Source organism: Mangrovicoccus ximenensis (assembly GCF_003056725.1).
In the GTDB taxonomy this organism is placed as follows: Bacteria; Pseudomonadota; Alphaproteobacteria; order Rhodobacterales; family Rhodobacteraceae; genus Mangrovicoccus; species Mangrovicoccus ximenensis.
Genome location: NZ_QBKZ01000024.1, coordinates 173,029 through 197,775, shown reverse-complemented (window position 1 = coordinate 197,775; position 24,747 = coordinate 173,029). Strand labels below are relative to the sequence as shown.

19 protein-coding genes and 2 pseudogenes are annotated in these 24,747 nt (G+C 64.5%); 10 read left to right on the top strand and 11 right to left on the bottom strand.

The genetic code is table 11. The features are described from left to right. Positions 1-565 precede the first annotated feature (565 nt). Together C7T91_RS37130 and C7T91_RS26920 are read right to left on the bottom strand one after the other, a co-directional pair. Positions 566-1,018 (bottom strand): hypothetical protein, encoded by a 453-nt coding sequence (locus C7T91_RS37130; protein ID WP_236638524.1) that lies wholly within the window; start codon positions 1,016-1,018, stop codon positions 566-568. Between the two features lie 760 nt (positions 1,019-1,778). Then, positions 1,779-2,036: a helix-turn-helix domain-containing protein gene (locus C7T91_RS26920; RefSeq protein ID WP_108262880.1), complete on the bottom strand. Its 258-nt coding sequence runs from the start codon at positions 2,034-2,036 to the stop codon at positions 1,779-1,781. A gap of 80 nt (positions 2,037-2,116) precedes the next feature. Between C7T91_RS26920 and C7T91_RS26915 the strand changes: the two genes are divergently transcribed. From C7T91_RS26915 to C7T91_RS31895, 4 genes are all read left to right on the top strand, one after another. Further along, positions 2,117-3,322 (top strand): GIY-YIG nuclease family protein, encoded by a 1,206-nt coding sequence (locus C7T91_RS26915; protein WP_145963033.1) that lies wholly within the window; start codon positions 2,117-2,119, stop codon positions 3,320-3,322. A gap of 223 nt (positions 3,323-3,545) precedes the next feature. Then, on the top strand, positions 3,546-4,865 hold the full coding sequence (locus C7T91_RS26910) for a WD40 repeat domain-containing protein (protein ID WP_108262876.1): 1,320 nt from the start codon (positions 3,546-3,548) through the stop codon (positions 4,863-4,865). Further along, positions 4,856-5,302 carry a RipA family octameric membrane protein gene (locus tag C7T91_RS26905; RefSeq protein WP_108262874.1) on the top strand — a complete coding sequence of 149 codons (447 nt, stop codon included), beginning with the start codon at positions 4,856-4,858 and terminating at the stop codon, positions 5,300-5,302. The genes C7T91_RS26910 and C7T91_RS26905 overlap by 10 nt, the downstream gene beginning before the upstream one ends. 425 nt (positions 5,303-5,727) lie before the next feature. Further along, positions 5,728-5,991 carry a hypothetical protein gene (locus C7T91_RS31895; protein WP_145963032.1) on the top strand — a complete coding sequence of 88 codons (264 nt, stop codon included), beginning with the start codon at positions 5,728-5,730 and terminating at the stop codon, positions 5,989-5,991. A gap of 298 nt (positions 5,992-6,289) precedes the next feature. Here the strand turns inward: C7T91_RS31895 and C7T91_RS26900 are convergent, their stop codons facing one another. Together C7T91_RS26900 and C7T91_RS26895 are read right to left on the bottom strand one after the other, a co-directional pair. Beyond that, a complete protein-coding gene (locus tag C7T91_RS26900; protein WP_108262872.1) occupies positions 6,290-8,311 on the bottom strand; it encodes an ATP-dependent nuclease in 2,022 nt (673 codons plus the stop codon). A gap of 872 nt (positions 8,312-9,183) precedes the next feature. Next, positions 9,184-10,104, bottom strand: coding sequence for a LysR family transcriptional regulator (locus tag C7T91_RS26895; RefSeq protein ID WP_108262870.1), 921 nt, complete (start codon positions 10,102-10,104; stop codon positions 9,184-9,186). Between the two features lie 158 nt (positions 10,105-10,262). On the opposite strand from C7T91_RS26895, the gene C7T91_RS26890 reads away from it, so the two are divergent. The 3 genes from C7T91_RS26890 (at position 10,263) to C7T91_RS37125 (ending at position 13,225) form a co-directional block, all read left to right on the top strand. After that, positions 10,263-11,501: an aromatic ring-hydroxylating oxygenase subunit alpha gene (locus tag C7T91_RS26890; RefSeq protein ID WP_108263121.1), complete on the top strand. Its 1,239-nt coding sequence runs from the start codon at positions 10,263-10,265 to the stop codon at positions 11,499-11,501. 10 nt (positions 11,502-11,511) lie between these two features. Continuing rightward, complete coding sequence (locus tag C7T91_RS26885; RefSeq protein WP_108262868.1) at positions 11,512-12,591, top strand: hybrid-cluster NAD(P)-dependent oxidoreductase; 1,080 nt, start codon at positions 11,512-11,514, stop codon at positions 12,589-12,591. A 445-nt stretch (positions 12,592-13,036) separates the two neighbouring features. Continuing rightward, on the top strand, positions 13,037-13,225 hold the full coding sequence (locus C7T91_RS37125) for an amidohydrolase family protein (protein ID WP_236638523.1): 189 nt from the start codon (positions 13,037-13,039) through the stop codon (positions 13,223-13,225). 6 nt (positions 13,226-13,231) lie between these two features. On the opposite strand, the gene C7T91_RS40485 is transcribed toward C7T91_RS37125, so the two are convergent. The 5 genes and pseudogenes from C7T91_RS40485 to nifH all read right to left on the bottom strand — a co-directional run bounded on the left by C7T91_RS40485 (position 13,232) and on the right by nifH (position 20,008). Further along, positions 13,232-14,809 carry a LuxR C-terminal-related transcriptional regulator gene (locus C7T91_RS40485; RefSeq protein WP_456237870.1) on the bottom strand — a complete coding sequence of 526 codons (1,578 nt, stop codon included), beginning with the start codon at positions 14,807-14,809 and terminating at the stop codon, positions 13,232-13,234. Positions 14,810-15,000: 191 nt separating this feature from the next. Further along, a pseudogene (locus C7T91_RS37115) lies at positions 15,001-15,558 on the bottom strand (cytochrome-c peroxidase). Positions 15,559-15,798: 240 nt separating this feature from the next. After that, positions 15,799-17,340, bottom strand: a complete 1,542-nt coding sequence (gene nifK / locus C7T91_RS26860; protein ID WP_108262866.1) for a nitrogenase molybdenum-iron protein subunit beta — start codon at positions 17,338-17,340, stop codon at positions 15,799-15,801. Positions 17,341-17,525: 185 nt separating this feature from the next. Next, entirely contained in the window at positions 17,526-19,037 is a 1,512-nt protein-coding gene (gene nifD, locus C7T91_RS26855; RefSeq protein ID WP_108262863.1) for a nitrogenase molybdenum-iron protein alpha chain, read from the bottom strand. A gap of 86 nt (positions 19,038-19,123) precedes the next feature. Beyond that, positions 19,124-20,008: a nitrogenase iron protein gene (gene nifH / locus C7T91_RS26850; RefSeq protein ID WP_108262861.1), complete on the bottom strand. Its 885-nt coding sequence runs from the start codon at positions 20,006-20,008 to the stop codon at positions 19,124-19,126. A gap of 1,175 nt (positions 20,009-21,183) precedes the next feature. On the opposite strand from nifH, the gene C7T91_RS26845 reads away from it, so the two are divergent. The 3 genes from C7T91_RS26845 (at position 21,184) to C7T91_RS26830 (ending at position 23,488) form a co-directional block, all read left to right on the top strand. After that, entirely contained in the window at positions 21,184-21,951 is a 768-nt protein-coding gene (locus tag C7T91_RS26845) for an IS110 family transposase (protein ID WP_201742269.1), read from the top strand. Positions 21,952-22,323: 372 nt separating this feature from the next. Beyond that, a complete protein-coding gene (locus C7T91_RS26835) occupies positions 22,324-23,058 on the top strand; it encodes an HAD-IA family hydrolase (protein WP_108262859.1) in 735 nt (244 codons plus the stop codon). Positions 23,059-23,137: 79 nt separating this feature from the next. Beyond that, a complete protein-coding gene (locus C7T91_RS26830) occupies positions 23,138-23,488 on the top strand; it encodes a hypothetical protein (protein WP_108262857.1) in 351 nt (116 codons plus the stop codon). On the opposite strand, the pseudogene C7T91_RS40055 reads toward C7T91_RS26830, so the two are convergent. Both C7T91_RS40055 and C7T91_RS26820 read right to left on the bottom strand, forming a co-directional pair. Then, positions 23,461-23,703, bottom strand: a pseudogene (locus C7T91_RS40055) (hypothetical protein); the annotation flags it as partial. The gene C7T91_RS26830 and the pseudogene C7T91_RS40055 sit on opposite strands and share 28 nt — an antisense overlap. A 205-nt stretch (positions 23,704-23,908) precedes the next feature. Then, positions 23,909-24,622 (bottom strand): hypothetical protein, encoded by a 714-nt coding sequence (locus C7T91_RS26820; RefSeq protein ID WP_108262855.1) that lies wholly within the window; start codon positions 24,620-24,622, stop codon positions 23,909-23,911. Between the last annotated feature and the right edge of the window lie 125 nt (positions 24,623-24,747).

Genomic DNA, 24,747 nt, shown 5'->3' with positions numbered 1-24,747 from the left:
CCTACAACCCGGCGCCCGCCCTCCTCGACCTGCCGGACAGCACGTTCGAGAGGATCAAGTGCGGCGGCGAAGTCGCTGCCAGCCACATTTGCTTGCCGGTTCCAGTCCCTGATGGTTCTGCCGACGGCCGCCATGTCATCGCCCCAAGTGCGCGGCATCCGCAGGCGCTCGCTCTGCAGGTCTGCCCGCGTCGACAGACGCCGCACCGTCCTCACCGCGGCGACCCAGGTGCTATGCCGGGCCCAGCCGCGGGAGATTGCATCCATCGCTGCCGCCAAGGTCCAGGCACGCAGCACATCGAGCGCCTCCCGGCCGATCGCAGTTTCTTGTGGTACCGCGCGCAAAAAGGCGCCGAGCGGGGAGGCCTGCGACCGGATCCGGCAGAGCGGCCCTTCGGGCAGCTGCGCAGGCCAGGGTCCGGCAAGATTCTCAAGCATTTCTGCCAGCTTCCGCCTGGCGCCCTCCGGAAGCAACTCCGACAGACGCCAGGCCTCGGCCAGCAGGATCTGGCGCGAGACTTCGTCGATGCCCGCGCACAGGTCATCCATGGTAGCGGCTCTCTCGCTCATTTTCCGGCCCTCCGGACCTGAAGGCGGCAGGGATCAACCCCCATCAGGCCCGCCAGTGCCCGCTCGGAAACACGCGGGACGAGATCGCCGCGGTACATCCCGGGCACCTGGCGGATCGCTGCCGCGGCCAGGGCATGCCCGCCGCGACCGGAGATCTGGCGGTAGGGCAGCTGCAGCACTTCCGCCCAGGCCACCGCACGGATGGTTGCGACGTCCACGTCGCGCACGATGACGACCGGCAGCTCAGCAGCGCGGCAGGCAAGCCTCCAAGTCGAAAAGGAGCCGAATACCAGTATTTTGCCGCGTTCCCGGACCGCCACGAGCGGGTCGGCCCAGAGCACAGGCAGCGCGGCCGCGAGCGGGACCGACAGGTAGATTTCGAGGCTCGACAGAGCCTCCGGATGAATCTGAAGTTTGGTTGAGGATACGAATTTCGCTGGTCTGGTCATCAGGTGCCGGGCCGTCAATTGCGGTGCCCGGACAATTGCATCAGAGGTTGGCATTGCCACTCACTCCATCTTCTCGGGCCGCTGCTGGCCCGACAGTCAAAGGGGAGGCCCCGGGCATGCCGATAGGCAGGCCAAGGCCGGTATGAACGGGATGGGGCTGTGGGATACGGCAGATGCGCCGTCACCATTCTGCGCCGTGGTCACGCATGCGTGCCCGGCAGGGAGAGCGCCCCGCACTCTGTTGGCAGGCGTATCACGACGTGATGCGCCGGGGGTTGCCTGACGATCCTTGGATCGCCGGCCAGCCGACCCGTTCAGGCCGCTGAGACTGCGGGATGGTCCCGCAGATGGAGATCGTGATGCCCTGCGGCAGCAGATCCCGGGGGGCAGGAACGGACACTCACGCGGACCGTAACGCCGGTTTCCCGGCGCCTGCAGCTAGCACTGGTGCGGACATGACATGGAGATGTCCATCACCAGCTAGGGCCTCGCCCATCAATAGCGCCGAGGGGACCTCACCCCCGGATTTCACCTAGACATTGCGATTTCTCGCAACTCCACCACCGGATGCCGCTCCATACGGGAGCCGGATACCCCATTTGGAACATAACAAGAACCCGGAATCAAGCATTTATTCAACTGGGAACCGAGCAAACTCCGCCGCTTGCGGGATCTCACGTGCCCGCGGCTTGTCCGGGTACGCGGATGCTCCCTGAAACACCGAGTTGACCGTCCGCAAAGGACCTGACGCACCAGAGCCTCACAGCCCCGCCGTCTCCGGGATAGCCGCGGCGACCTCTTCCAGGACCGGACCGGGCGCGGCGCCGATGGCACGCAGCAACACCAGGAATTCCACCACGTCGATCCGCCGCTGTCCGCTTTCGATCCGCGCGATCAGGCTCTGGTGGCAACCGAGCCGCGACGCCAGATCCGCCTGTGTCAACCCCGCCCCGCGCCGCGCTTCCGCGATGCCGCCGACCAGCACCTGCTGCGGCACGCTGTAGAGGGTCTTCGACATGATGGGCTCCGTTTTTCAGATCGCCCTTCCCATCATCCAATTCTCGGATTATCTAAAATTTGGATATATTGGAGACCGACATGCCCAGACGCTTCTCCCGCCTTGCCTTCGAGCACCTGCTCTTCCCGCTGCACCCGAGCCTCTACGCTGCGCTCGAAGCGAAGCTCGCCGAGATGGACAGGCGCCAGCCCGGGCTTCTCGACGGCGCCGCCGCGCTGGCGCGGGTCTCGAACGCCATGGGCTCGCGCGAAACATTCGGGACGGACCGGCTCGGCGGCGCGCCCCTGCCGCTTCACGACCTGCGGCTGATCGTGGTGGCCGAAGAGGGCCGCCCGCTGCGCAAGACGCAGGCCGCGCGCATCGACATCCTGCCCCATGCCGCCCGCCCGGCGGCAGGCTATACCGGCTGCCACCTGATCGTCACCGTGGTCACCGGCGGCCTCCAGACCGGACACATCCTGCCGCTCGGCTATGCGCTGCGCGAGCTCGAGGACATCACGCTGCGCCACGGCGGCTACCAGATCTACCGCCATCACCTCTATCCCAGCGCCGCTCCGATGCCGGTCGCGCCGATGCGGCCGGGCATGGACCCGGTCCTGCCCTGGGCCGCCTATGCCGGGACCGGCCTCGTCTACACGGGTCTCACCAGCCGCAACTGGGCCACGCGCCTCGCCGAGCACCGCCGCGCCGCCCATGCGGGCAGCGGCACGCTGTTCCATCAGGCATTGCGCGGGACGTTCTTCGCGGTCGCAAAGACCGAGCACGAGATCCTCCGTGCCGGGGTCACCCGCGCCGAGGCGATGCGGCTGGAGGAGATCGAGATCGAGGACCGCTCTCTCTTCCCGATCCATGCGCGGGGCCTGAACATGATCCCGGGCGGAGAGGCAGGGATGAAGTTCATCGCCCAATGGCGGCGCGGCCCGGGCGCCCCGCCGGAGCCGGGCGCGGTCGAGGAGGCCTATGACGCGGCGCTGACGGAGATGCTCGCCGCGCGGCTGGAGGGCTGCGTGCCGGACGCCTCCGCGATCGCGCGGCTCTGGGCGGAGAACCTGGCCTACCGGATCGGCGTGACCTGCGGGCGCGGGGACCGGCTGTCGCAGCTGCAGATCACCTTCGCCCGGATCTGGCATGCCTGCGGCTGGAGAACGGACAAGATCGCGGCGAAACTCGACGGCGTCGACCGCCGCCGCGCCAAGCCGGAACAAGTCCGCCGCTTGCTTGAGGGTCGGACCTATGCCGATGTCCCGAACCTGATGCCCGGCAGTGCGGGACATGCCGGCCGCTGATCCGGGCAGCCAAATCCAGTCACATCGGCCTTGCCGATGCCGCGGACAGCGGGCGCGCGCAGAAGATCCGGCGCCGGCCGGGACGCGTGCCGCGCCGCTCGAGGTGAAGGGGCCTGCGTGCCCGGGAGCGCGCCATCCGGCGTCATGTCCTTGATTTTCTGCAGCTCCCGGCCATCCAGGACAGGCCGGGCGCCGCGGCCTCACTGTCTCGGAAGACGGCACGGTGCGGATCTGGGACGTCGCGAACGGTGCGGAAGACGGCACGGCGTGGATTTGGGGCGTGGCGAGCGGTGCGGAAATCGCAGTCATGCACGGCTACCACGGATTCGTGGAGCGCGCTGTTTTCTCGCCGGATGGCGGTCACGTCCTTACCAATTCGTCGAACTCCTTCGCGCAGGTTTGGGACGCGCTGAGCGGCGCAAAGATCGCAGTTCTGCGCGGCCACGAGGATTGGGTGACGAGTGCCAACTTCTCGCCGGACGGGCGCCGGGTCCTCACCGGCTCGGAAGACGGCACAGCGCGGGTCTGGGACGTGGCGAGCGGTGCAGAAATCGCGGTGATGCGCGGTCACGAAGGCATTGTCACGAAATCTGTCTTCTCGCCAGATGGAAGTCGCGTCCTCACCGGATCGTCGGACGCCACGGCACGCATATGGGACGCAGAAAGTGGTGCAGAGATCCTGATTTTGCGCGATCACGCGGGCCCAGTGTGGAGCGCCGCGTTCTCCCCGGACGGGCGCCGCGTCCTCACAGACTCCCTGGGAGCCTCACTCTCACTGGAAACTACGGCGCGGGTATGGAACGCAGCTACTGGTGCACAAATTGCATTGCTGCGCGGCCACGGGAGTGCCCTCTGGAGCTCGATCTTCTCGCCGGACGGCAGCCGTGTCCTCACTGGCTCGTCGGAAGCCACGGCGCAGATCTGGGACTCGGCAAGTGGCGCGGAAATTGCGACGCTGCGCGGCTTGGAGGGCAACGTATGGAAGGCGGTTTTCTCGTCAGACGGAAGCCGTATCCTTACTTGCTCGGACTCGATGGCCCGAATCTGGGACGTGGCTACTGGGACGGAAACCATAGAGCTGCGCGGTCTGGAGGGCATCTTGCGAAGCGCCGTCTTCTCGCCGGACGGCAGCCGTGTCCTCACTGGGTCCCAAGATGGCATAGCGCGGGTCTGGGATACTGCGAACGGCAGGGAGATCGCGGTACTGAGCGGCCACGAGGGCCCATTGTGGAGCGCCGTCTTCTCGCCAGATGGCCGCCGTGTCCTCACCGGCTCGGAAGACTCCACGGCACGTGTATGGGAAATGGTGAATAACACGGAAATAGCGGTGCTGCGCGGCCACAAGGGCGCCGTGACGAGCGCCGCGTTCTCTCCGGACGGAAGCCGCGTCCTCACCCGCTCGAACGATGGCACGGCTCGGGTCTGGGATGCGCCTCCGCTTGAAGAGCTGGTCGATCGTGCGCGGGCGCGAGTTCTGCGCAGCGACGTTTTGGATCACGATCAGAAATGCGCCTTCTACTTGGAGAGCGAGGGATGCCGATGACGATGCCCCCTGACGACTTCGATCTCTACAAGCTCTATCTCGAAACGGCCGAAAAGGTCAGCGACCGCCGCGGTGCCGCCAACCAATGGCTGCTCAGCGTGAACAGCGCCGTGGTCGGGCTCTACGGATATCTCTCGTCCGGGAAGGCCGGTGCCGGAGATGCCGAGCAGATCATCTGGCGTTGGGCGATCCCCTGCGCCGGAATTCTGGTCTGTCTCGCCTGGACGGCCATTCTAGCAAGCTACCGCAAGCTCAACGCCGCCAAGTTCAAGGTGCTGCAGGAGATCGAAGCCGGTTTCCCACACCAGCCATTCGCCAAAGAGCGCTCCCACTACAAGGCCGACAAGCGGCTGTCGCTGTCCAAGATGGAACAGGCAATCCCGCTGTGCTTCGCCGCTCTCTACGCTTGTCTGCTCGTCGCTGCCCTCCGCGCATGAGCCTTTCGGCCAAGGGCGGTCCGGATTGTCCGCTAGTGCCGGTTTTCTGCCGCTGGCAAACAGTGCGGTCAGCGTCGGCTTCGGGGCTCTGACCTGCCTTGCGGCAGCGCGGAAGCCCGGCCATGGCGCCGATGGTTCATCGGATTTCACGATGCCGAGCTGAAGGGCGAGACCAGCCGGTCGCGCCTGACTGCTAGAGCGCCCGCGCTCAGCCCATTGCGGCCGGTCGATTGTCGTCTCGAGCAGGTAGCTATGGTGGGGTCTTTCGTCCAGCCGATGATAGCTTCGGTCTTCATCGAAACTGACGGGAAAATCAGAAGCTACCGGATCATTGACACCGCATAGCCTGACCTTCATGAAAGGTATCAGGTTAATTCTACGGAAATCAGAAACGGTCGGAACTCAACTACGCGGAGGAAATTCAAATGTATACGCGGTATGGGTCGAAGGTTGCACTCTTGGCTTTCTTAATGGGATGTGCCGCGATTTTAGGTGGCTTCATTTCCCCGTTTGTGGCAGGATTTTTTGTTTCTCCAGATTACTCCGTGATGGAAGTGGAAGAGTTTTCTAGGAAGCTGTCTTCCCTATGGATAAGGCAGGGCGTTATGCTTTTGATTCCTGGCCTTATACTTGGGGTTCTGTGTGAGATAAGTGAAAAGTTGGATAGGAAGTTTCCGCCGGAAGGCTGAATTCTATTCTTTATGCATTTTCGCTGCGAGATCAATGCCCGAGTGCAGCCCTTTCCTGCCAGTCGTGCCAGCGTCGGACTCGGTAGGCCCGCTGCGACCTGCAGCCCTTTGCAGTCGGCCATGCCTGGGGCGGCATCGGTCAATAAGGGCGGACAGTTGCCATTCGCTGCTCTTCACATGAATGACCAGAATGCGCAGGAGGCGGACAGGACGCTTCAGACCACAAGTTCACGCGGTGACTTCTTTTTAGGCTCGCACTGCATATTTAAACCTACCCTAGAACGCTCCTTTATCTTTCTTAGTTCGAATGCAGCGCAGTTTCTAAGATCAACTTCAGATCCTCGGCGACAACATACTCTTTGGGAATAACAAACGCATCGAGAAGTTTATCATCCTTTCCAGCAGCTTTGACTATTGGCTTCAGCGCTTTGTGCAGCTTTTTACCTTTCACCGTTTCCGGAGTTGGGCCGCCAGCCGCATTCCACAAGGCTTCAGCGTCCGGAGAGCCGCCATTCGGCCAAAGTGCCTGAACAATTTTCTTCCTCTTTTCAAGAAAAGATTTTCGCGCCCCAGCAATACATTTTACGGCCTCCTGTCTCCAGCCCTCAGAAACCTCTTCAGTCACATCATATAGAGCTGCCAAATATTTTGCTGAACAGAAGTAGCCCTCAAGGTCAGAACCCGCGGTGACCCACGGATAAACGCCTTCAGTTGAAAAGCTATCTCTCCACTTTCTAGCTTCGTCCTCGGTCATAAAGTCGCCATCCCTGTGGATTGCGGCTTTCACCTTGAGCTCTCCGTCTACAAGTAGGCCTTCGAGAAACTTGTCTCGCGGTAAGTTATCTATGCCAAAGCAACGGCAGACTGATACCTGCGCGGATATGCTAGGCCATTGCCTGAGAACTGCCCGGAGAGGCTTGTCATTTTCATCTTCGACGAAAAACAAGACAGACTTATCCAATCCGCCCCATCCGAGCAAGCGGCAAATTGCTTCATCATCATCTGTTTGCACAACCCCATCCCTCATCCACACAAGCTTAGAAACGAGGCTAGCCGCTCTAACAATATTGGGACTGTGAGTTGTAAGGATAATTTGAGTGCCCCGTTCTTGGGAGGCGAGCTCCAAGGCCTCGATCAGCCTCTCTTGCTTATCAGGGTGGAGGTGCGCGTCGGGTTCATCAATGAGCATCAACTTGGGCTCGAATAGTACCAAGTAAGCAAAGATCTGAACAACTTGCAAGATTCCGGTTGCCGCCGTTTCCAAAGGCCGAACGCTGCCGGATTGACCATCTATGATTGAGGCTGAGATGTGAAAGTCTTCCCGCTCATCAAAAGAAACATCAACCGACGAGGTGGGGTGAACCTTCTGAATTAAGGCATTAAGCGCCTCAAGCCGAGCCTTTCCCTCGCCAGGCGCAGTGTCACCACTACTATCGGTGCTGAGGTTGTATAGAATGTTTCTTAGAGCCCCTCCAGCATCTCCACTTGAAGCTTGGCGACGCAACGTTGGCTGAGCTAGAATAGTTTCCTTCTCGGAAAGACCGGCCAATCCAGGGATGTAAGCCGTTATGAACTGATAACGCTGTTTGTATGGAGTGACGGCGCTCCCGCCTTCCAAATATGCTGTAATACCACCTTTGTTTCTGGCCGCACGAATTCTAACTGTGGCTTGAACTTGTTCATCACTGTCCGAAGAATGTTTAAATGTGACCTCTACAGCTTTCGACTTAGAACCGGCCTTAAGCTCACCGTTGTGCAAAGTCTTCAAGGGCTCACTTGATGGAATATAGTCAAGCCTCTCGAAAGATATCATTTCCTTTTGATTCTTGGGAAGCACATAGCTTGCGGACCTGCTTGCCCAGTGGATCGCCTGCAAAACTGACGACTTTCCGCACCCATTCGGCCCGACCAAAATCGTCACATTCCCAAGCGGTATATCTACGTTTTTGGCCGCTTTAAATTCGCGAACGGACACTTCGGTTAGCGGCGTCCAACGTTTCGCCCTTGTGGAGCGGGAGTCCACAACACGTGTTCCGGAAACTTCTTCGATTGTTGTTTCAGGTTCAGGTTCAGGTTCAGGTTCATCGAATGCATTTAGACTTACCTCTCTGGTCATCCTGCCTTCGGAAATTCCAACTCTCTCCAGAATGTGAGCGTCGGAACCCTCTTCGAACCTTACGAGGAATCCATAGACCTCGCCATCATTGCCAGATATTCCTTCGATTTCCCAATCTAGCTGGGCTAAAAGTTCGGGATCGACCTCCCATTCCGCAGCAATAAATTGTGCTTGGCGGTCCTTGCCATCGTCAAAACAGTCCATCTAGCACAGCCTCGAAATTCATTTGACTTATGGGTACAGGTTCCATCAGTCGGCTGTAAAGGGGCCTCAATTCTGGGGTCTGAACTGGCCATCGTTTCGCGCGCGACAGTTCCAAGCCTTCCTTTGCGCTGCTTGAGGCGCCAGAGACAGCCTTTGTTAGAACGCTGCAAACATCAGATCTTCGCTATCTGAGACCGCGCAAGGTGTGTTGCTGAGCCAAGTCGTGATCGGTAGTTCGGGTTGGGATCAGACATCCGCTTCCCCTGGTACGAAGGTCGGCTCAGGGCCGCAAGCACCAGCACGCGGCGGGCGCCCGAGCGACTGCTTCCTGCGCACTTCCCCAGTACGGGCGGCAACGATGAGCGGCCGGACTGGAGGCGCCCGCCCAGGTCGGTATCGTCCGACCGAAGATCACGGCGAACGACCGCTTCTGCCGGATCGCCGCTTGGGCTCCGCCGCGGCGCCGCATGTCCGCTTCCTTTGGCCGTTCGCATCGGGCCTCCCGTGCCCGGTACCCTTGCGGGCGGCCGAAAAGGGCTGGGTTGAGGCGTTCTGGGTGCCGAGGGCGAGCGGCAGGTTCCGCCCCTCCGCGTCGCATGGGCGCATCCGATGAACTATCGGCACCAGCGCCAGGCTTCCGCGCCGCCGCAAGACCGGAGAGAGCCCCTCAGCCGTCATTGAAACTGGCGACATGGCGGCTTACGCTCCTCCCGCCACAGAAGGAGATTTATGACAGGAATCGCTCCCCCGCGCCAAGGTCGCGGCGGGGTGCAAGCCCGACCCGGCCGAGGTTGGGTCATCCTCCCGGGGCCAGCCGGGGCGGGCCTTCATGCCGCTTCCGGCGGATGCGCGGGACGGCAGGCGCGGCGGTCTCAGCCCGCCGGATACGGATCTTCCGCCGGACTGTCCTGTTCCACCAGCCAGTCGGCGAAGAGCCGGGCATTTGCCGAGGCATGGGCGTGGATGCGCAGGTAGAACGGACAGGGCGAAATCATCGTCTCGGGCACGAGCTGCACCAGCCGGCCGCTGGCGAGATGGCTGCCGAGCAATCCCTCCCAGCCCAGCACCGCCCCGACATCATCCTCCGCGGCCTGCAGCGAAATCAGGTAGTTGTTGAGCGCGAAGCCGGGCCCCTGCGGCGCAGGCCAGCCCAGCGTCTCGAACCATTCGCGCCAGTCCGTCCAGGCATTGGCGCCCGAAAGCGTGTGGATCAGCGGAACCTGCAGCAGGTCCGAGACGCCGCGGATGCCGTGCGTGGTGGCGAAGCGCCGCGTGCCGAGCGCCAGGATCCGGTCGTGGAACAGCAGCCGCGTCTCGTCGTTTTCGCGTTCGGGGCGGCCGTAATGGATGCTGAGATCCGGCTGGACCGCGCCGGGGCTGAGCGGCGTTCCGCTGTCCTGCACCATCTGGGAAATCGCGATGCCGGGATGCGCGCGCCAGAAGGCCGCCAGCCGAGGGGTGAGCCAGAGCCCGCTCATTGCCGTGGTGGCGGCAATCGTCACGCCGGTCTCGTCATGCCGGTAGCGGATCCGCGACACGCCGTCGGAAATGGCCTCGAAGCCGCGCTGCAGCGACACGAAGAGCAGCGCCCCGGCTTCGGTCAGCTCCACCCCGCGGTACTGGCGGGTGAACAGCGCCTGCCCGAGATCCTGCTCGAGCGCCTTGATTCTATGGCTCACGGCGGCCGGCGTGACATTCAATTCGGTGGCGGCGAGCTTGAAGCTTAAATTTCGGGCAGCGCATTCGAAACAGGCAAGGTCGCCGAGGGAGGGCAAGTCATAGGGCTTGGGCAAGGTGCGTGTCGCTTTTGTGACGGGAAGTGCCGCTTGTGCGTCACTAGCCAAAACGGATTATCTGAGCTAATCTGAGATGAGAATTTTGCCAATTGTCAACCTTCCGGCCGAATGTCTTTTCCTCGCCGGAAACCGCCATCTGGCTTTGGAGCGCCGCCATGACCGCCTTCTCCGCTACGCTTTCCGATCTGCTGGCCCGTCACGTCCCGGGACAAACGCTGGCACAGCCCTTCTATACCTCTCCCGAGCTCTACCAGCACGACCTGGAGACGATCTGGTACCGCGAGTGGCTCTTTGCCCTGCCCGCCGCCCAGCTCGACAAGGCCGGCAGCTACCAGCGCCTGCAGATCGGCGCCTATGACGTCATCGTCATCCGCGACGCCAAGGGCGGCATCCAGGCGTTCCACAATACCTGCCGCCACCGCGGCTCGATCATCTGCCGTGCCAGCCAGGGCCGCGTCGCCAAGCTGACCTGCCCCTACCACCAGTGGACCTACGACCTCGACGGAAAGCTCCTGTGGGCGCGCGACATGTCGGGCGATTTCGATCCGTCCAAGCACGGGCTGAAGACCGTCCACTGCCGCGAAGTTGCAGGCCTGGTCTATATCTGCCTCGCCGACACCGCGCCGGATTTCGACGCCTTCGCCGAAACCGTCCGCCCCTATCTGGGCGTGCATGACCTGTCGAACGCCAAAGTCGCGCAGCAGACCTCGATCGTCGAGAACGGCAACTGGAAGCTGGTCTGGGAAAACAACCGCGAGTGCTACCACTGCGCCGGCAACCACCCCGACCTGTGCCGCACTTATCCCGAGGACCCGTCGATCACCGGCGTGTCGCCCGACGGCACCTTCCCCGAGAAGGTCGAGAACCACTTCAACCGCCTCGAGGCCGCCGGCGCCCCGTCGCGCTTCAAGATGGCCGATAGCGGCCAGTACCGCGTGGCGCGCATGCCGCTCCTGGACGGTGCCGAAAGCTACACCGTGAGCGGCAAGATCGCCGTGCAGAAGCGCCTGGGCCAGGTGCCGTTCCTCGATGCGGGCACGCTGCTGCTGTTCCACTACCCGACGACCTGGAACCACTTCCTGACCGACCACTCGATCACCTTCCGCGTGCTGCCGATCAGCCCGACGGAAACTCAGGTGACCACCTGGTGGCTGGTCAACAAGGATGCCGTCGAGGGCACCGATTACGACCTCGCGAACCTCGTGAAGGTCTGGACCAACACCAATGACGAGGACCGCCGCGTCGTCGAGGAGAACCAGCAGGGGATCAACAGCCCGGCCTACCAGCCCGGCCCCTACTCGGCGACCCACGAAGACGGCGTGATGCAGTTCGTCGACTGGTACCTCACGCGTCTGCGCGCCGCGCAGGCTCCGACCACCCTAGCCGCGGAGTGATCCCCCGACCATGACGAAGAAAGCCGCCCCTGCCGGTCCCTGGACCGACGAAGAGGAACTGGAATGCGTCTCGGTCCTGCCCGAGTCGCCGGATGTCGCCACGGTCTGTTTCCAGGCCCCGTCAGGGCGGCCCTTCGCCTTCGAGGCCGGGCAGTTCATCACCCTCGAGCTGCCCGTCCCCGGCGGGCCGCTCTACCGCACCTACACGATCTCCTCGCCGCCCTCCCGGCCGCTGTCGCTGACGGTCACCATCAAGGCGCAGCCAGACTCCATCGGCACGCGCTGGATCGTCGACAACATGCGTCCCGGCATGAAGGTGAAGGCAACCGGTCCGGCCGGGCGCTTCACCTCGGCTGCCTTCCCGGCGAAGAAGCACCTGTTCATCTCGGCGGGATCCGGCATCACTCCGATGATGTCGATGACCGGCGAGATCTACGACCGCGGCCGGGACTGCGACATCGTCTTCGTCAACTGCGCCCGGCGTCCCTCGGAGATCATCTTCAAGCGCCGCCTGGAGCACATGGCGACCCGGATCGACGGACTCGACCTGAAATGGGTCGTCGAAGAGAATGACGCCTACTCGCCTTGGACCGGTTATCAGGGCCGCTTCAACCAGCTGATGCTGGGTCTGATGGCGCCCGACTACCTGGAGCGCGAAGTGTTCTGCTGCGGCCCCGAGCCGTTCATGCAGGCAGTGCGCGAGGCCCTCGCCGGTCTCGGCTTCGACATGGACCACTACCACCAGGAAAGCTTCGGTGCGCCGCAGCAGCCGGTGGCGGGGCTCATCGAAGAGCTGATGCCCGACGACGACCTGCCGGCCGAGGACACGATGGCGGAGATCCTCTTCGACATTACCGGCGTCACCCAGTCCGTGCCGCAGACCGAAACCGTGCTGGCAGCCGCTCGCACGGCCGGGATCGCGATCCCCTCGGGCTGCACCTTCGGCGTCTGCGGCACCTGCAAGGTGAAGAAGACCGCGGGCGACGTGCACATGGTGCATAACGGCGGGATCACCGAGGAGGAGATCGAGGAAGGCTACATCCTCGCCTGCTGCTCGAACCCGATGGGCAAGGTCACGATCGACGCCTGACCGGCAGTACATCTGCGACATTGCGAAGGCCCGGCCGGTTTCCACCGCGCCGGGCCTTTTTCCGTCTGCCGCGCGGCGTGCCGCTGCCCGGCAGCGCAGCATCGGGCCACCTGTCCTTCGACCTGGGCGGGCTGCTGGTTCTGGGGGACTGCATCGGCAACGGGCATGTCTCCTTCGCACGGCCCGGGGCGCTGCTCGGCTCCGACCAGGCGCCGGAACAGGCCGCCGAGACGCGGATCAAGCTGATGGCCGGGCTGGCGGAGAGCGGCCTGCCGGTGCTCGGCTTCCACCTGCCCGGAGGCGGCATCGGCAGGGACATCCTGCGCGCCGAGGGCGTGCGCACCTCGGTTGCCACCAACAACGTGCTGAACCCCTTCACCCCCTATGGCGACGCCTCGCTGTCGCGGATGGCGAACCTCTTCGCCAATGTNCCGCGGCCTTCGCGATGGTCACCGAGGATGCTGCGCGGCTGATGGGCTGCGAGGGCTACGGCATCGCGGTCGGGGCGCCTGCGGATCTGGTGCTGATCGACGCGCCGGACCCGGCCGCCGCGGTGCGCGAGATCGCCCCGGTCCTGGCGGGCTGGAAGGCGGGGCGGCAGACCTTCGAGCGGCCGCGCGCGCGGCTCCTGTGACCGCGCTCAGGCGCGCATCGTTGCCGGGTCGGGCTCGAGCAGCATCCGCATCGTCGCTGCCCGGCTGTCGACGCCGAGCTTGTCGAAGCAGCGCATGACATGGGTCTTTACCGTCGGCGCCGAAATCCCCAGCGCGACCGAGATGTCGTAGTTCGAGGCACCCTCGGCGATCAGCGCGACCACCTCGCGTTCGCGCGGCGACAGGCCGAAGCGGCTTTCGAGCTTGCGGTCGACATAGCTGCGCCGGATCGCCGGGTTGTAGATCAGGTCCCGCTCCAGATAGGCCTGCATCGCCTCGACGACCCGCGCCGTCTCGGCATCCATGTCCGGGTCGGCATGCGATTTCAGCACCCCGACCCCCAGCATCGGCGCATCGCCGTCGCGCAGCACGATGGTCATCGCGTCCTTGTAGCCGCAGTCCGAGAGGAAACCGCGATAGGCATCGGTGCGCCGGTCCTGCGGCCCCTCCAGCACCTGGTTCAGATAGGCGACGCGCGATCCGCGGTCGAGCACCGTGCGGATGCCGATCGGGTCATGGCCGCCGAGCCCCTCGTAATAGGGATCGAAGAACCCCGCGCTGACCCCGCGCTCGGCGATTGTCGTGCCGAAGGGCGGGTCCACCCAGTAGATCACCGAGGCCGAGGCCCGCAGCGTCTGGCGCAGCAGGTCCAGCACGCCGGACAATCGTTCCGTCGCGGTTTCGCAGGAAGGGGAGGCAGGCAAGGGCGAGGTCTCCTTTTGCATTGGGGCAAAGGTCCGGGGGAGGACAGGCAGGCCGGAGGGCGCGCCGACTTTGTCCCTACAACATGACCTTCTGGCGCCCCGCTCAAGCGAAAGCGCGGCGGCGGCAAATGATGCATCTGCGGTGCCGTTAACTTGTGCAGCTTGTCCGGCCTCTGCCTCCGTGCTCCGCAGCCGGACGACCGCGCCCCGGCGCGCAGCCGGCCCGCAGGCTGCGGGGCATTTCCGCCTGATCCGGCACGGGACCCGGCCAGGCAGGGCCAGCTCCCACCGGCCGTTGCAGGCGAACAGCCTGCCGACATTTCGATGCCCGGCTTCTCCGGCGCCGGGGCAACGGTCGGGCCGGACCCGGGACGGGAACACGGCCGGCGGTGACGGCCAGTGCCTCCGCCGCCTCGGGGCGCAGCATCTCCGTCGGCCCGCAGCAGAGCCTGCTCGAGGCGCTGGAAGCGGCCGCGGTGCCGATCGAGTCCTCCTGCCGCGGCGGCGCCTGCGGCCGCTGCGAAACCGCGGTCGAAAAGCCACGATCGCGTCGATGCGCTGGTCGTCGAGGGCCGGACCGGCGGTGAGTTCTTCCATCGACAGCGTGTCCGGCACCGGCGCGGGACCGAAGGGCGCGCCGGTCTCGGGATTGACCAGCCGATCGGGGTTCTTCGTGTTGTATTTGTTGTAGAACAGCACGACCGTGCGGAGGTTCTCGAAGACGCCGTTATGCATGTAGGGGCCGGTGACGGCGACGTTGCGCAGCGAGGGAACCTTGAACTTGCCGCGTTCGGCCGGGTCGTCGACGCCGGGATTGGCCAGCAGCCCGTCATCGACGGTGCCGGGCGCGATGCCGTTCATGCCGCGCAGTGCCGTGTTCTCGGGCGTGCCGATATTGTGGTATTCGTAATTGGTGAAGGTCTCGCGGTCATCGACGGCCGAGCGGNCGCAGCTGGTGGCATTGGTTGCAGTTGGTGAATTGCTGCGAGAAGAACAGCAACCGGCCCAGATCTTCCTCTTTGGTCAGTTCAACTTCGCCCCGCAAGTACCTGTCATACTTGGAATCGAACGGCGCGAGCTCCGGCGTCCGCTCGAAGGCTGCCAGCGCGGCGGTCATCGCGGCATAGCCCTTTTCGGTGTCTTCCAGCGTGCCCTCGCCGAAATAGCTGCCGAAGCCCGCCNACGTAATCCGGGTTTCCGCGCAGCCGCGCGACGACGGCGTCCTTGTCCTTCATGCCCATCTCGATCGGGTTCAGCGGCGGCCCGCCGGCCTGGTCCTCCAGCTTGCCTGCGCGGCCATCCCAGAACTGGCCGCCGGCGAAACGGCCGTTTTCCTTGCGGTGGAACTCGGGCGAAAAGNGCGGCATAGGCGGCCGAGGGCGCGTTGCGGTCGCCGAGCGACACGCNCGTCATCGCCGGGNCGATGCGGCGCCGCGCGGATCGGCGAAAGCGGTTTCCGGATCATGGCAGCTGGCGCAGGACTGGGTGCGGTTCGCCGAAAGCGCGGTGTCGAAGAACAAGGCCTCGCCCAGCGCCTCGAGGCTGTCGAAGGGGGAACCCCCGGCCGCAGCGGCGGGCAGGGCGTGGGTCGTGGCGGCCAGGACGGCCATGGCGGTGACTCGGCGCATTTCGGCTCTCCGGGAAATTTACCCGACCATAAAGCTTGGTCTTTGCCCCCGCAACCTTGATCAGGATCAAGGCCGGGCGTCCCCGGACGCAATTCCGCCGGTCCGGCGGGGAATTGCGGCCTTGCGCGGGGTGGGCTGCGGAACGGAAAAAGGGCCGGTGCGCGAGGCACCGGCCCGGGGTCTGGCTGGGCTGCGGAAGGGTGCAGCCTGGCTGGACGGGGCTCACCGGGTGAGGTCGTAAGAGTAATCGGTCTCGCCCGGGATGATCGTGTCGTCGTCGAGCTTGTCGAAGATCGTGTCGAGGATCTTGACCAGCACCGTCAGCGCGCCCTGGTAGCCGAAGGTCGGGAAGCGGTGGTGGTGATGGCGGTCGAAGATCGGGAACATCAGCCGGATCAGCGGGGTGCCGGTGTCGCGCTCCAGGTACTTTCCGTAGGAATTGCCGATCAGCATGTCGACGGGCTCGGTCGAGAGCAGCGAGCGCATGTGCCACAGATCCTTCTGCGGCCAGACCTGGCAGCCTGCGCCGAAGGGCGAGGAGGCCAGCAGCTCTTCCATTTTCTTCGCCCATTTCTTGCCGCCATTGGTGGCCAGGCAGTGCTTCGGCTGGCCGCCCATTTCCAGGATGAAGCGGGCCATGCCGTAGACGAAGTCCGGATCGCCGTAGATCGCGTAGGTCTTGTCATGCAGCCAGGCCTGGCTGTCGGCCATGGCATCGACCAGACGGCCGCGTTCCATGCGCAGGCTTTCGGGGACCTCCTTGCCGGTCAGCTCGCTGATCTTCATCAGGAACTCGTCTGTGGCCTGGATGCCCACCGGATAGTGCAGCGCGGCGGTTTCCTGGCCCTTGTCGGCGCAGTATTCCAGCGTCTTCGGGGTGTTGTATTCCTGCAGCGACAGGGTGGCCTTGGCGTTCAGCGCGGCTTTGGCGTCCTCCAGCTTGGTGCCGCCGGCATACATCCGGAACTCGCCGTCCGAAGGGGTGTCGTAGACATCCGAGACATCGCCGAGGATGGTGTAGTGCTCGACGCCCATCTCGGCCAAGAGGCGCTTCATCTCGCGGATATTGGCAACGGCGAAGCCGTCGAAGCCGGGGATGATGTTGATCGAGCCGTCGACCGTGCGCTCGGCCTTCTCCCAGAAGTGGCTGAGGATGCCCTTCTGCATGTTGTCGTAGCCGTCGACATGGGAGCCGACGAAGGCCGGGGTGTGCGCGAAGGGCACGTCGAAATCCTCGGCAACCGAGCCCTTCTGCTTCGCCTGGGCGATGAAGGAGGAGAGGTCGTCGCCGATGACTTCGGCCATGCAGGTGGTGGAGACGGCGATCATCTTCGGATCGTAGAGCGCCTTGGTGTTGGCCAGGCCGTCGACCATGTTGACGAGGCCGCCGAACACGGCCGCATCCTCGGTCATCGAGGAGGAGACGCAGGAGGACGGCTCCTTGAAGTGGCGGGAGAGGTGCGAGCGGTAGTAGGCGACGCAGCCCTGCGAACCGTGGACGAAGCTCATGGTCTGCTCGTAGCCTGCGGCGGCGAAGACGGCGCCGAGCGGCTGGCAGGCTTTCGCCGGGTTCACGGTCAGCGCTTCGCGCGCCAGGTTCTTCTCGCGGTATTCCCAGGACTTGGTCCAGTCGCCGATTTCCTTGACCATCTCGTCGGGATGGCCGCATTCGTATTTGACCTTCTTGTTCTCCAGCATCTCCTTGTATTCGGGCTGCTGGAAGAGCGGTGCGTGATCGAGCACTTTGTCTGCCGACTGGGGCATGGTGGCATTCCTTCTATGGCCGTCCGCATTCCGAGACGCGCCAGGGGTGAGAGGGAAAGGGCGGCCGGACCGCAGGGGACGTGCCCGGCCGCCGGAGAAGCGCCTGCGAGGGTCAGGCGGGCTTCGTCCTGTCAGCGGTTGCGGTTTGCAACCTGGACGGTTTCATCTTGAAACCGCAATGCCGATCACTCGGCGGCGATCGCCTCCGGAGCGGATTTCCACGGTGCGTCGTAGAGGCCCCAGACCGGGTTGTTGATCGCCATGTCCATGTCGCGGGCGAAGATGGCGAAGCCGTCATAGCCGTGATACGGACCCGAATAGTCCCAGCTGTGCATCTGTCGGAACGGGATGCCCATCTTCTGTACCGGGTACTTTTCCTTGATGCCCGAGCCGACGAGGTCGGGGCGGATCTTCTCGATGAACTTCTCCAGCTCGTAGCCGGTGACGTCGTCGTAGATCAGCGTGCCTTCCTTCACGTAGTGGCCGGTGCGCTTGTAGTCGTCGCCATGGCCGAACTCGTAGCCGGTGCCGGCGATGACCATGCCGAGATCGTCATAGGCGGTGACGACATGGCGCGGACGCAGGCCGCCGACATAGAGCATGACCGACTTGCCCTCGAGGCGCGGGCGGTACTTGGCGATGACCTCGTCGACCAGCGGCTGGTACTTGGCGATGACCTTCTCGGCATTCTCCTGGATCGTCGCGTCGAATTTCGAGGCGATGGCGCGCAGGCTGGCGGCGATCTGGCTGGGGCCGAAGAAATTGTACTCCATCCATTCGATGCCGTATTTCTCTTCCATGTGGCGGCAGATGTAGTTCATCGACCGGTAGCAGTGGATGAGGTTCAGCTTCGCCTTCGGCGCGCGCTCGATCTCGGCCAGGGTCGCATCGCCCGACCAGTTGCCAACCACGTTCAGGCCCATCTCTTCGAGCAGGATGCGGGAGGCCCAGGCGTCGCCGCCGATATTGTAGTCGCCGATCACGTTGACGTCGTACTGGCCCGGCTCGTAGGCCTTCACGGCCTCGCTGTCTTCCTTGTCGAAGACCCAGTCGCGCACGGCGTCATTGGCGATATGGTGGCCCAGCGACTGGGACACGCCGCGGAAGCCCTCGCAGCGGACCGGCACCATGGTCTTGCCGTGTTCCTTGTTCTTCTGCTTGGCAACGGCCTCGATGTCGTCGCCGATCAGGCCGATCGGGCATTCCGACTGGATGGTGACGCCGTTGTTGAGCGGGAACAGCTCCTGGATCTCGTCGATCGTCTTGGCCAGCTTCTTGTCGCCGCCGAAGACGATGTCCTTTTCCTGGAAGTCGGTGGTGAACTGCATCGTCACGAAGCTGTCCACGCCGGTCTTGCCGATATAGTAGTTGCGGCGCTGGGACCACGAATACTGGCCGCAGCCGACGGGGCCGTGCGAGATGTGGACCATGTCCTTGACGGGGCCCCAAACGACGCCCTTGGAGCCAGCATAGGCGCAGCCGCGGATCGTCATCACGCCCGGGACGGACTTGATGTTCGATTTCTGGGTGTCGCATTTCGAGGCGATGCCGGTCGTGGCATCGGGCTCTTCCTCGGTCGCCTTGGCAACGGTCAGATGCTTGGCGCGGCGCTTTGCGGATTTCGCGGGGTAGGCTGCGAGCACCTCTTCGATGAGGGCTTCGTAGTCTTCCGACCCGCCGACGTGATCTTTGGCCATTCTTTTGGCTCCTGTTTCGCGTGCTTGGGGAATGTGGGGCTATGGACCGGCCGCGGGGGCCGGTCCTGTGCTTGGCGGGGCCGAAATCAGGACGCTTGGGCTTCCGAGGCGGCGATGGCTGCCAGGCGCTCTTCTTCCGACTGCATGATGCCGAATTCCATCAGCATCTCCTCCAGCTCTTCCATCGTGATCGGGGACGGGATGACGCCCTTGCCCGAGTTGTTGTGGATCTTGTTGGCCAGCTGGCGGTATTCCTCGGCCTGTTGCGACTCCGGGGCGTACTGGAGGACGGTCTGGCGGCGCAGTTCCGCGTGCTGCACGATGTTGTCGCGCGGGACGAAGTGAATCAGCTGCGAGCCGAGACGTGCTGCCAGGGCTTCGGCCAGTTCCAGTTCCTTGTCGGTCTGGCGCTCGTTGCAGATCAGGCCGCCGAGACGGACGCCGCCCGAATTGGCGTATTTCAGGATGCCCTTGGAGATGTTGTTGGCGGCATAGAGCGCCATCATCTCGCCCGACATGACGATGTAGATTTCCTGGGCCTTGTTCTCGCGGATCGGCATGGCGAAGCCGCCGCAGACCACGTCGCCGAGCACGTCGTAGGAGACGTAGTCGACGTCATCGTAGGCGCCGTTCTCCTCGAGGAAGTTGATGGCGGTGATGACGCCGCGGCCGGCGCAGCCGACGCCAGGCTCGGGACCGCCGGATTCGACGCATTTGATGTCCTTGAAGCCGACCTTGAGGACGTCTTCGAGTTCCAGATCCTCGACCGAGCCCATCTCGGCGGCCATGTGCAGGACGGTGTCCTGCGCCTTCGAGTTCAGGATGAGGCGGGTGGAATCCGCTTTCGGGTCGCAGCCGACGATCAGGATCTTCTGGTCCAGCTCCACGAGGGCAGCCAGGGTGTTCTGCGACGTGGTGGATTTGCCGATGCCACCCTTGCCGTAAAAGGCGATCTGACGGAGGTCGCTCATTGCTTGGTTTCCTTTGCAAGGTCGTCTTTGATCTTCGAGACGGCCCCATTGCCGCGCTCGCAGCCTGAACAGCAGGCGGCGTGCCAGCTCCGGAAAGCAAAAAATCAGGCTTTATTTCAGGATGATGCGCAGGGCGCGCCCGGAAATTCGGCGATGTGGCAAATCCGACAATGCGACGACATTGATTTGCCGCCCCGCGGCATCCGGCGCCGCAGACGGCACCGCCGGTCCCGTCGCATGCCGTTGGAGGGAGGTTCCGGCGCCCGTCCGCCCGCAGCGCGTCCCTGGCGTCATGCGGTGGCCCGACCCGGCGACGGCCGGTCCAGCGTCCAGAGGTCAGCGCCACGGCCCGGATAGCCGCCAGAGCCTGGGGCGCATGGCGAAGCCGGCCATGGCGTGACCTCCGGCGCGGGCGGCCGGCATCCCGGCAAGGCATGCGGGGCCTTTCGGTGCAGCGGTGCCGCTGGCCTCCGCCTTCGCCCGGTTGCAGAAGGCCTCGCCGTTCATCGGTCCGTCCCCCCGCCTGGCGTTGAAGCTTTTGCAGCAGCCCTGCCCCGACACTCCCAAGGCTGCCGGGCTCGATATGGGCGGTCTTCGCGCCGACGGCGGCACTCCACGAGCACACGGTCCCGCAGTCCAGGGTGCCCGGTTCATGCGGCGGTCAATGCCAGTCACTTCTCCGTCCCGGGTCCTGCTGCCCCGCGTTGGCCTTGCCTCGGCAGCTTTCTTTGCCGGTCTCGGGGAACGTGCAATCGCCTGCCATTGATTGCGTGGCTGGCTTCCGCTCCGGGCCTCGCAATGTGCCGCATCGGGTGCTGTCGAAGTCGCCACCGGGGGGGCGCCATCCATGACGGCGATTGCCACGATCGGCCTCGGTCCGCTGACTGGCAGGTGATTGCACGGCATGGAACGCCCCGGCTTGCCCTGAGGGTATTTCGTTCAACGCGTCATGCAACCTTATCCATCGGCTGAGCGTGCTCAAGATGCCGCCGCTCTGCCTCGGCTGGCGGCACGTGCCCGATCGGTCCCGGCAGCCGTTAGGTGTTGTTGTACATGGCGTAATCGCGGAGCGAGCCGTCCCGGCCTTCTGGATGGATTTACGAAGGGCCGCCCGCGCCATGATGGGAAGGGGGTCGGAAAGAGATCCTGTCCCAGGCAACAGGCGGAGAACAACCATGGGACAGCATGTCGGGCCGGACGTATCCTTGAAGGAAAACGCAATTTCCGTCCGGGAGGACGGCTCGCGGATCTGGCGGGGAAAATGCGCCTCCGATCCCGGAAGCGTCGCGGAGATCATCCGAAGGCACGCTCCGCGGGCGGAACGGGCCGTCTTCGGGAGCGGCCCGCTCGCGACGTGGTTCTGCCACGCCCTGACCGCGAAGGGCATTCCCGCCATCTGCATCGAGGCGCGCCATGCCCAGAGGATATTGAACGAAACGCTGAACAAGACGGATGCCAATGATGCGGACGGCCTTGCCCGGATCGCAGAGGCCGGGTTCTGCAAGGAAGTCCGCGCCAAGGCGTTCGGCTCGATGCCGACGCGCACGCTGATCGCGCTCCGCAGCCAGATCGTCGGCATGTCGATCCAGCTGGGCAACCAGATCCGGGGCGTCATGAAGACGTTCGGGCTGATCGTGCCGAAGGGCAAGGGCCGGATCTTCGAGGCCAATGTCCGGGCGCTTCTCGACGGACGGGATGATCTGGCGCGGATCATCCTGCCGCTGCTCGGGGCATGGAGCGACATGCGCAGCCACGTGGCCGGGTTCGACCGGCAGCTGCGGGCTGCCGCGAGGCAAGACAGGTATCCGTCATCCGCAAGCGGCTTTTGGGGTCCGCAACCTGTCGGCTTTCGCCAGCGCGCTGGCTGCGAGCAGGAGCTAGCGCGGCGATGGCAAGCTTTGCGGGTGTCCCGGCCTCGCGGAGCTGGGCGTGCTTGGCCTTGAGGCCAGGGTGCAGCGCATCGCGACGACGGCAGGCAGGCAGAGCGCATCCCGCAACGGCTTGCGCCCCCCGCGAAGGCGCCGCGCATGCGCTGGCGGTGATCCGTGCCGACCGGGACGGCGCGCCGCTGCCCGGCGCGGTCGACCCCGGACGGGGCTACTGAGCGCCGCCGACGATTGTGCCGTGGGGGAACCGATTTCGGAAGATTCTGCCACGGCAGCCCCGTCCTTCGGAACGCGGGGCCGCGCGCGACCTGCAAAGATGCATGGAAGAGGCCCGATCCGGGGCGATTTGCCAGAGGCCGCCGTCCCGGAGACCCCGCAGCATATCCTGCCGCAGACCGAGGTCGCGGCACAGCCGAAAGGACCGCCGCAATGGCACGACCCGCCCCGAAACCGCTGACCGAGTTCCGCTATGTCACCTTCGACGTGGTCGGCACGCTGATCGACTTCGAAGGCGCCATCAAGGACGGCCTCGCCGAGATCGCCGCCGCGGCCGGCATGGAAATCGACGGCGAAGCTGCGCTGTCGGTCTACCGCGATGCCCGCTACGAGCCCGAGGCGCTCCGTTTCCCCGACGACCTGGGCCGCTGCTTCTCCAAGATCGCCGCCGCCTTCGGCCTGCCCGACACCGAAGAGAACCGCCAGCACATGATCGACAAGGTCGGTGACGCGAAGCCTTTCCCCGACAGCGCCGAGGCGATGGCCAAGCTGAAGGCCCGCTACAAGCTGATCGCGATGACCAATGCGCGCCGCTGGGCCTTCGAGAAATACGCCGAGAAGCTGGGCCAGCCGTTCTGGGCGGGCTTCACCACCGACGACACCGGCTGCGAAAAGCCGAACCCGGACTATTTCCACCAGGTCTTCGCCCATGTGGAGAAGGACGGCGGCACCAAGGACGACATCCTGCACACCGCGCAGAGCCAGTACCACGACATCGGCATCTCCCGCGAGCTCGGCATGACCAATGCCTGGATCCAGCGGCGCCACGCCCAGAAGGGCTATGGCGGCACGATCGAGCCCAAAGAGTTTACCGAACCGGACTACCACTTCCACGCGCTGATCGAGCTGGCCGAGGCCGCCGACGAGGCTGCGAAGACCGCCGCCTGAGGCGCGGCCTGCTTGACACGGGCCGAGGGCGGCAGCAGACCGCCCGGCCCTTCCATCACACCAGACAGGGAAATTCGAGATGACCGACAGACTGCCGACCAACTGGACCTCCCGCGATGATGCCATGGTGGAAAGCGCGATCCGCCGCGGCGCCACCCGCCGCGACCTGCTGCGCATGCTGATGGCCTCGGGCGTCACGCTTGCCGCGGGCGGCACGCTGCTGGGCTCCGCGACCTGGAACGAGCGACCGGATGCTCCGGAATCCGCAGCGGCGGCAACGGCTGCCTGCTTGAGCCCCTTGCGCGCGGCCAGCCGGAGGGCCAATGATTTGAGCGGCGGGAACCGTTTCCCCCGGCACATCAATGACGTGGCGGCCTCGAAGAGCAGGCTGCGCATCGCGGCATTCCCGCATTTCGATATGCGCCCCTGACAATCTGTCTCTCGGGACTGGTCGCGGCGCGGGGGAGGCCGGGGAATGCGCCCAGGCTTGCAGACGTCCGGAACCGGTCTTCCCTGTCCACGAGGGCGGTGAAGTTGAGAGCGACAAGCGCTGCGGCACCGGGAACGGCCATCAGGCGCCGGGCAAGCTCTGATCCCTTCGCGAGTCCGCGCAGTTCCTTGTCGAGAGCAGCGAGGGCCGAGCACAACATGGCATGGACTGTCATGAACCCTTCGGCAATCGCGCCGAGGACCGGTTCGCGCCTGGCGGCATCCGCCAGATGATCGCGGAACGGTTTGCGGAGCTTGCCTTGGTGAATGCCGGTCATCCGGATGCCGAAGGTCTTCAGCACGCCACGGACATGGCGTTCGGGATCATTGCGCAGACGGAGCCGCCGCTCCCGGGCATCGATCAATGTCCGAAGCCGGTCCGCATCAAGGCTGCGGGCATGGACAGGCGTGAGCCAGCTGGGCAAAGCCCTCGACATGGTCGTGTCTCGGACGTGGCGGAAATTGGATGGACGTCGCGCGCCCTGCGCTCGGGCCCCGACAGCACGCGGACCTGCTTGCCGGTCAGCGCGGCGAGACGCGCTGCGGTCATGGTCCCGTCCCAGGCGCCGGCCACCAGCTCCGGCAGCACGCCCTGCTGCTTCATCGAGCGGGCCAGCCCGTGATTGGTCGGGCGGAGCTCGTAGTGATGCAGGTTGGGCTGCACCGGGAACAGCCGCGAATGGCAGGTTTCCGTTGGGGACGAGCCCGAGAGCACCTTGTAGAGCGTCCGGCCGTTGAACTGCCCCGCGAGCGTCGGAAAGCGCCAGTCGCGGATATCGGCCAGATAGGGACGGTCCTCGCCGTCGGGCAGATCCCAGTCGGGATGCACGGTGAAGCGCGGCACCACCGAGAGGCAGACCTCCACCTCGGCGAAATTGGTGGCCAGCACCGCGTTGAAGCCGCCCATGGAATTGCCCATGCAGAACACCCGGCGGCCGTCGAGGAAGGGCGCGAGCCGGGCGAACATCGCGGCGAAATCGATGGCGTTCCCCCAGCTGCGGCCCAGATCGTCGATGAACAGCATGTTGTCGAATGCCTCGCCGGCGCGGAAGAATTCGGGCGCCTGCATGGCCATCCCGCCCATCCTGTGGTTCACGCCGGAAAAGCAGATCAGGATACGGCGTTGCGCAGGATCCGGCTCCGCCCGCGCGCGGACGCGCACAGCCTCGATGCAATCTACTGAAATCACGGCCTGCTCCC

Bases quoted from the DNA above. Each gene is read 5' to 3' on its own strand.
- C7T91_RS37130 (WP_236638524.1), bottom strand. From the start codon at position 1,018: ATGACCAGACCAGCGAAATTCGTATCCTCAACCAAACTTCAGATTCAT.
- C7T91_RS26920 (WP_108262880.1), bottom strand. From the start codon at position 2,036: ATGTCGAAGACCCTCTACAGCGTGCCGCAGCAGGTGCTGGTCGGCGGC.
- C7T91_RS26915 (WP_145963033.1), top strand. From the start codon at position 2,117: ATGCCCAGACGCTTCTCCCGCCTTGCCTTCGAGCACCTGCTCTTCCCG.
- C7T91_RS26905 (WP_108262874.1), top strand. From the start codon at position 4,856: ATGCCGATGACGATGCCCCCTGACGACTTCGATCTCTACAAGCTCTAT.
- C7T91_RS31895 (WP_145963032.1), top strand. From the start codon at position 5,728: ATGTATACGCGGTATGGGTCGAAGGTTGCACTCTTGGCTTTCTTAATG.
- C7T91_RS26900 (WP_108262872.1), bottom strand. From the start codon at position 8,311: ATGGACTGTTTTGACGATGGCAAGGACCGCCAAGCACAATTTATTGCT.
- C7T91_RS26890 (WP_108263121.1), top strand. From the start codon at position 10,263: ATGACCGCCTTCTCCGCTACGCTTTCCGATCTGCTGGCCCGTCACGTC.
- C7T91_RS26885 (WP_108262868.1), top strand. From the start codon at position 11,512: ATGACGAAGAAAGCCGCCCCTGCCGGTCCCTGGACCGACGAAGAGGAA.
- C7T91_RS37125 (WP_236638523.1), top strand. From the start codon at position 13,037: ATGGTCACCGAGGATGCTGCGCGGCTGATGGGCTGCGAGGGCTACGGC.
- C7T91_RS40485 (WP_456237870.1), bottom strand. From the start codon at position 14,809: ATGAACGGCATCGCGCCCGGCACCGTCGATGACGGGCTGCTGGCCAAT.
- nifK (WP_108262866.1), bottom strand. From the start codon at position 17,340: ATGCCCCAGTCGGCAGACAAAGTGCTCGATCACGCACCGCTCTTCCAG.
- nifD (WP_108262863.1), bottom strand. From the start codon at position 19,037: ATGGCCAAAGATCACGTCGGCGGGTCGGAAGACTACGAAGCCCTCATC.
- nifH (WP_108262861.1), bottom strand. From the start codon at position 20,008: ATGAGCGACCTCCGTCAGATCGCCTTTTACGGCAAGGGTGGCATCGGC.
- C7T91_RS26845 (WP_201742269.1), top strand. From the start codon at position 21,184: ATGGGACAGCATGTCGGGCCGGACGTATCCTTGAAGGAAAACGCAATT.
- C7T91_RS26835 (WP_108262859.1), top strand. From the start codon at position 22,324: ATGGCACGACCCGCCCCGAAACCGCTGACCGAGTTCCGCTATGTCACC.
- C7T91_RS26830 (WP_108262857.1), top strand. From the start codon at position 23,138: ATGACCGACAGACTGCCGACCAACTGGACCTCCCGCGATGATGCCATG.
- C7T91_RS26820 (WP_108262855.1), bottom strand. From the start codon at position 24,622: ATGGCCATGCAGGCGCCCGAATTCTTCCGCGCCGGCGAGGCATTCGAC.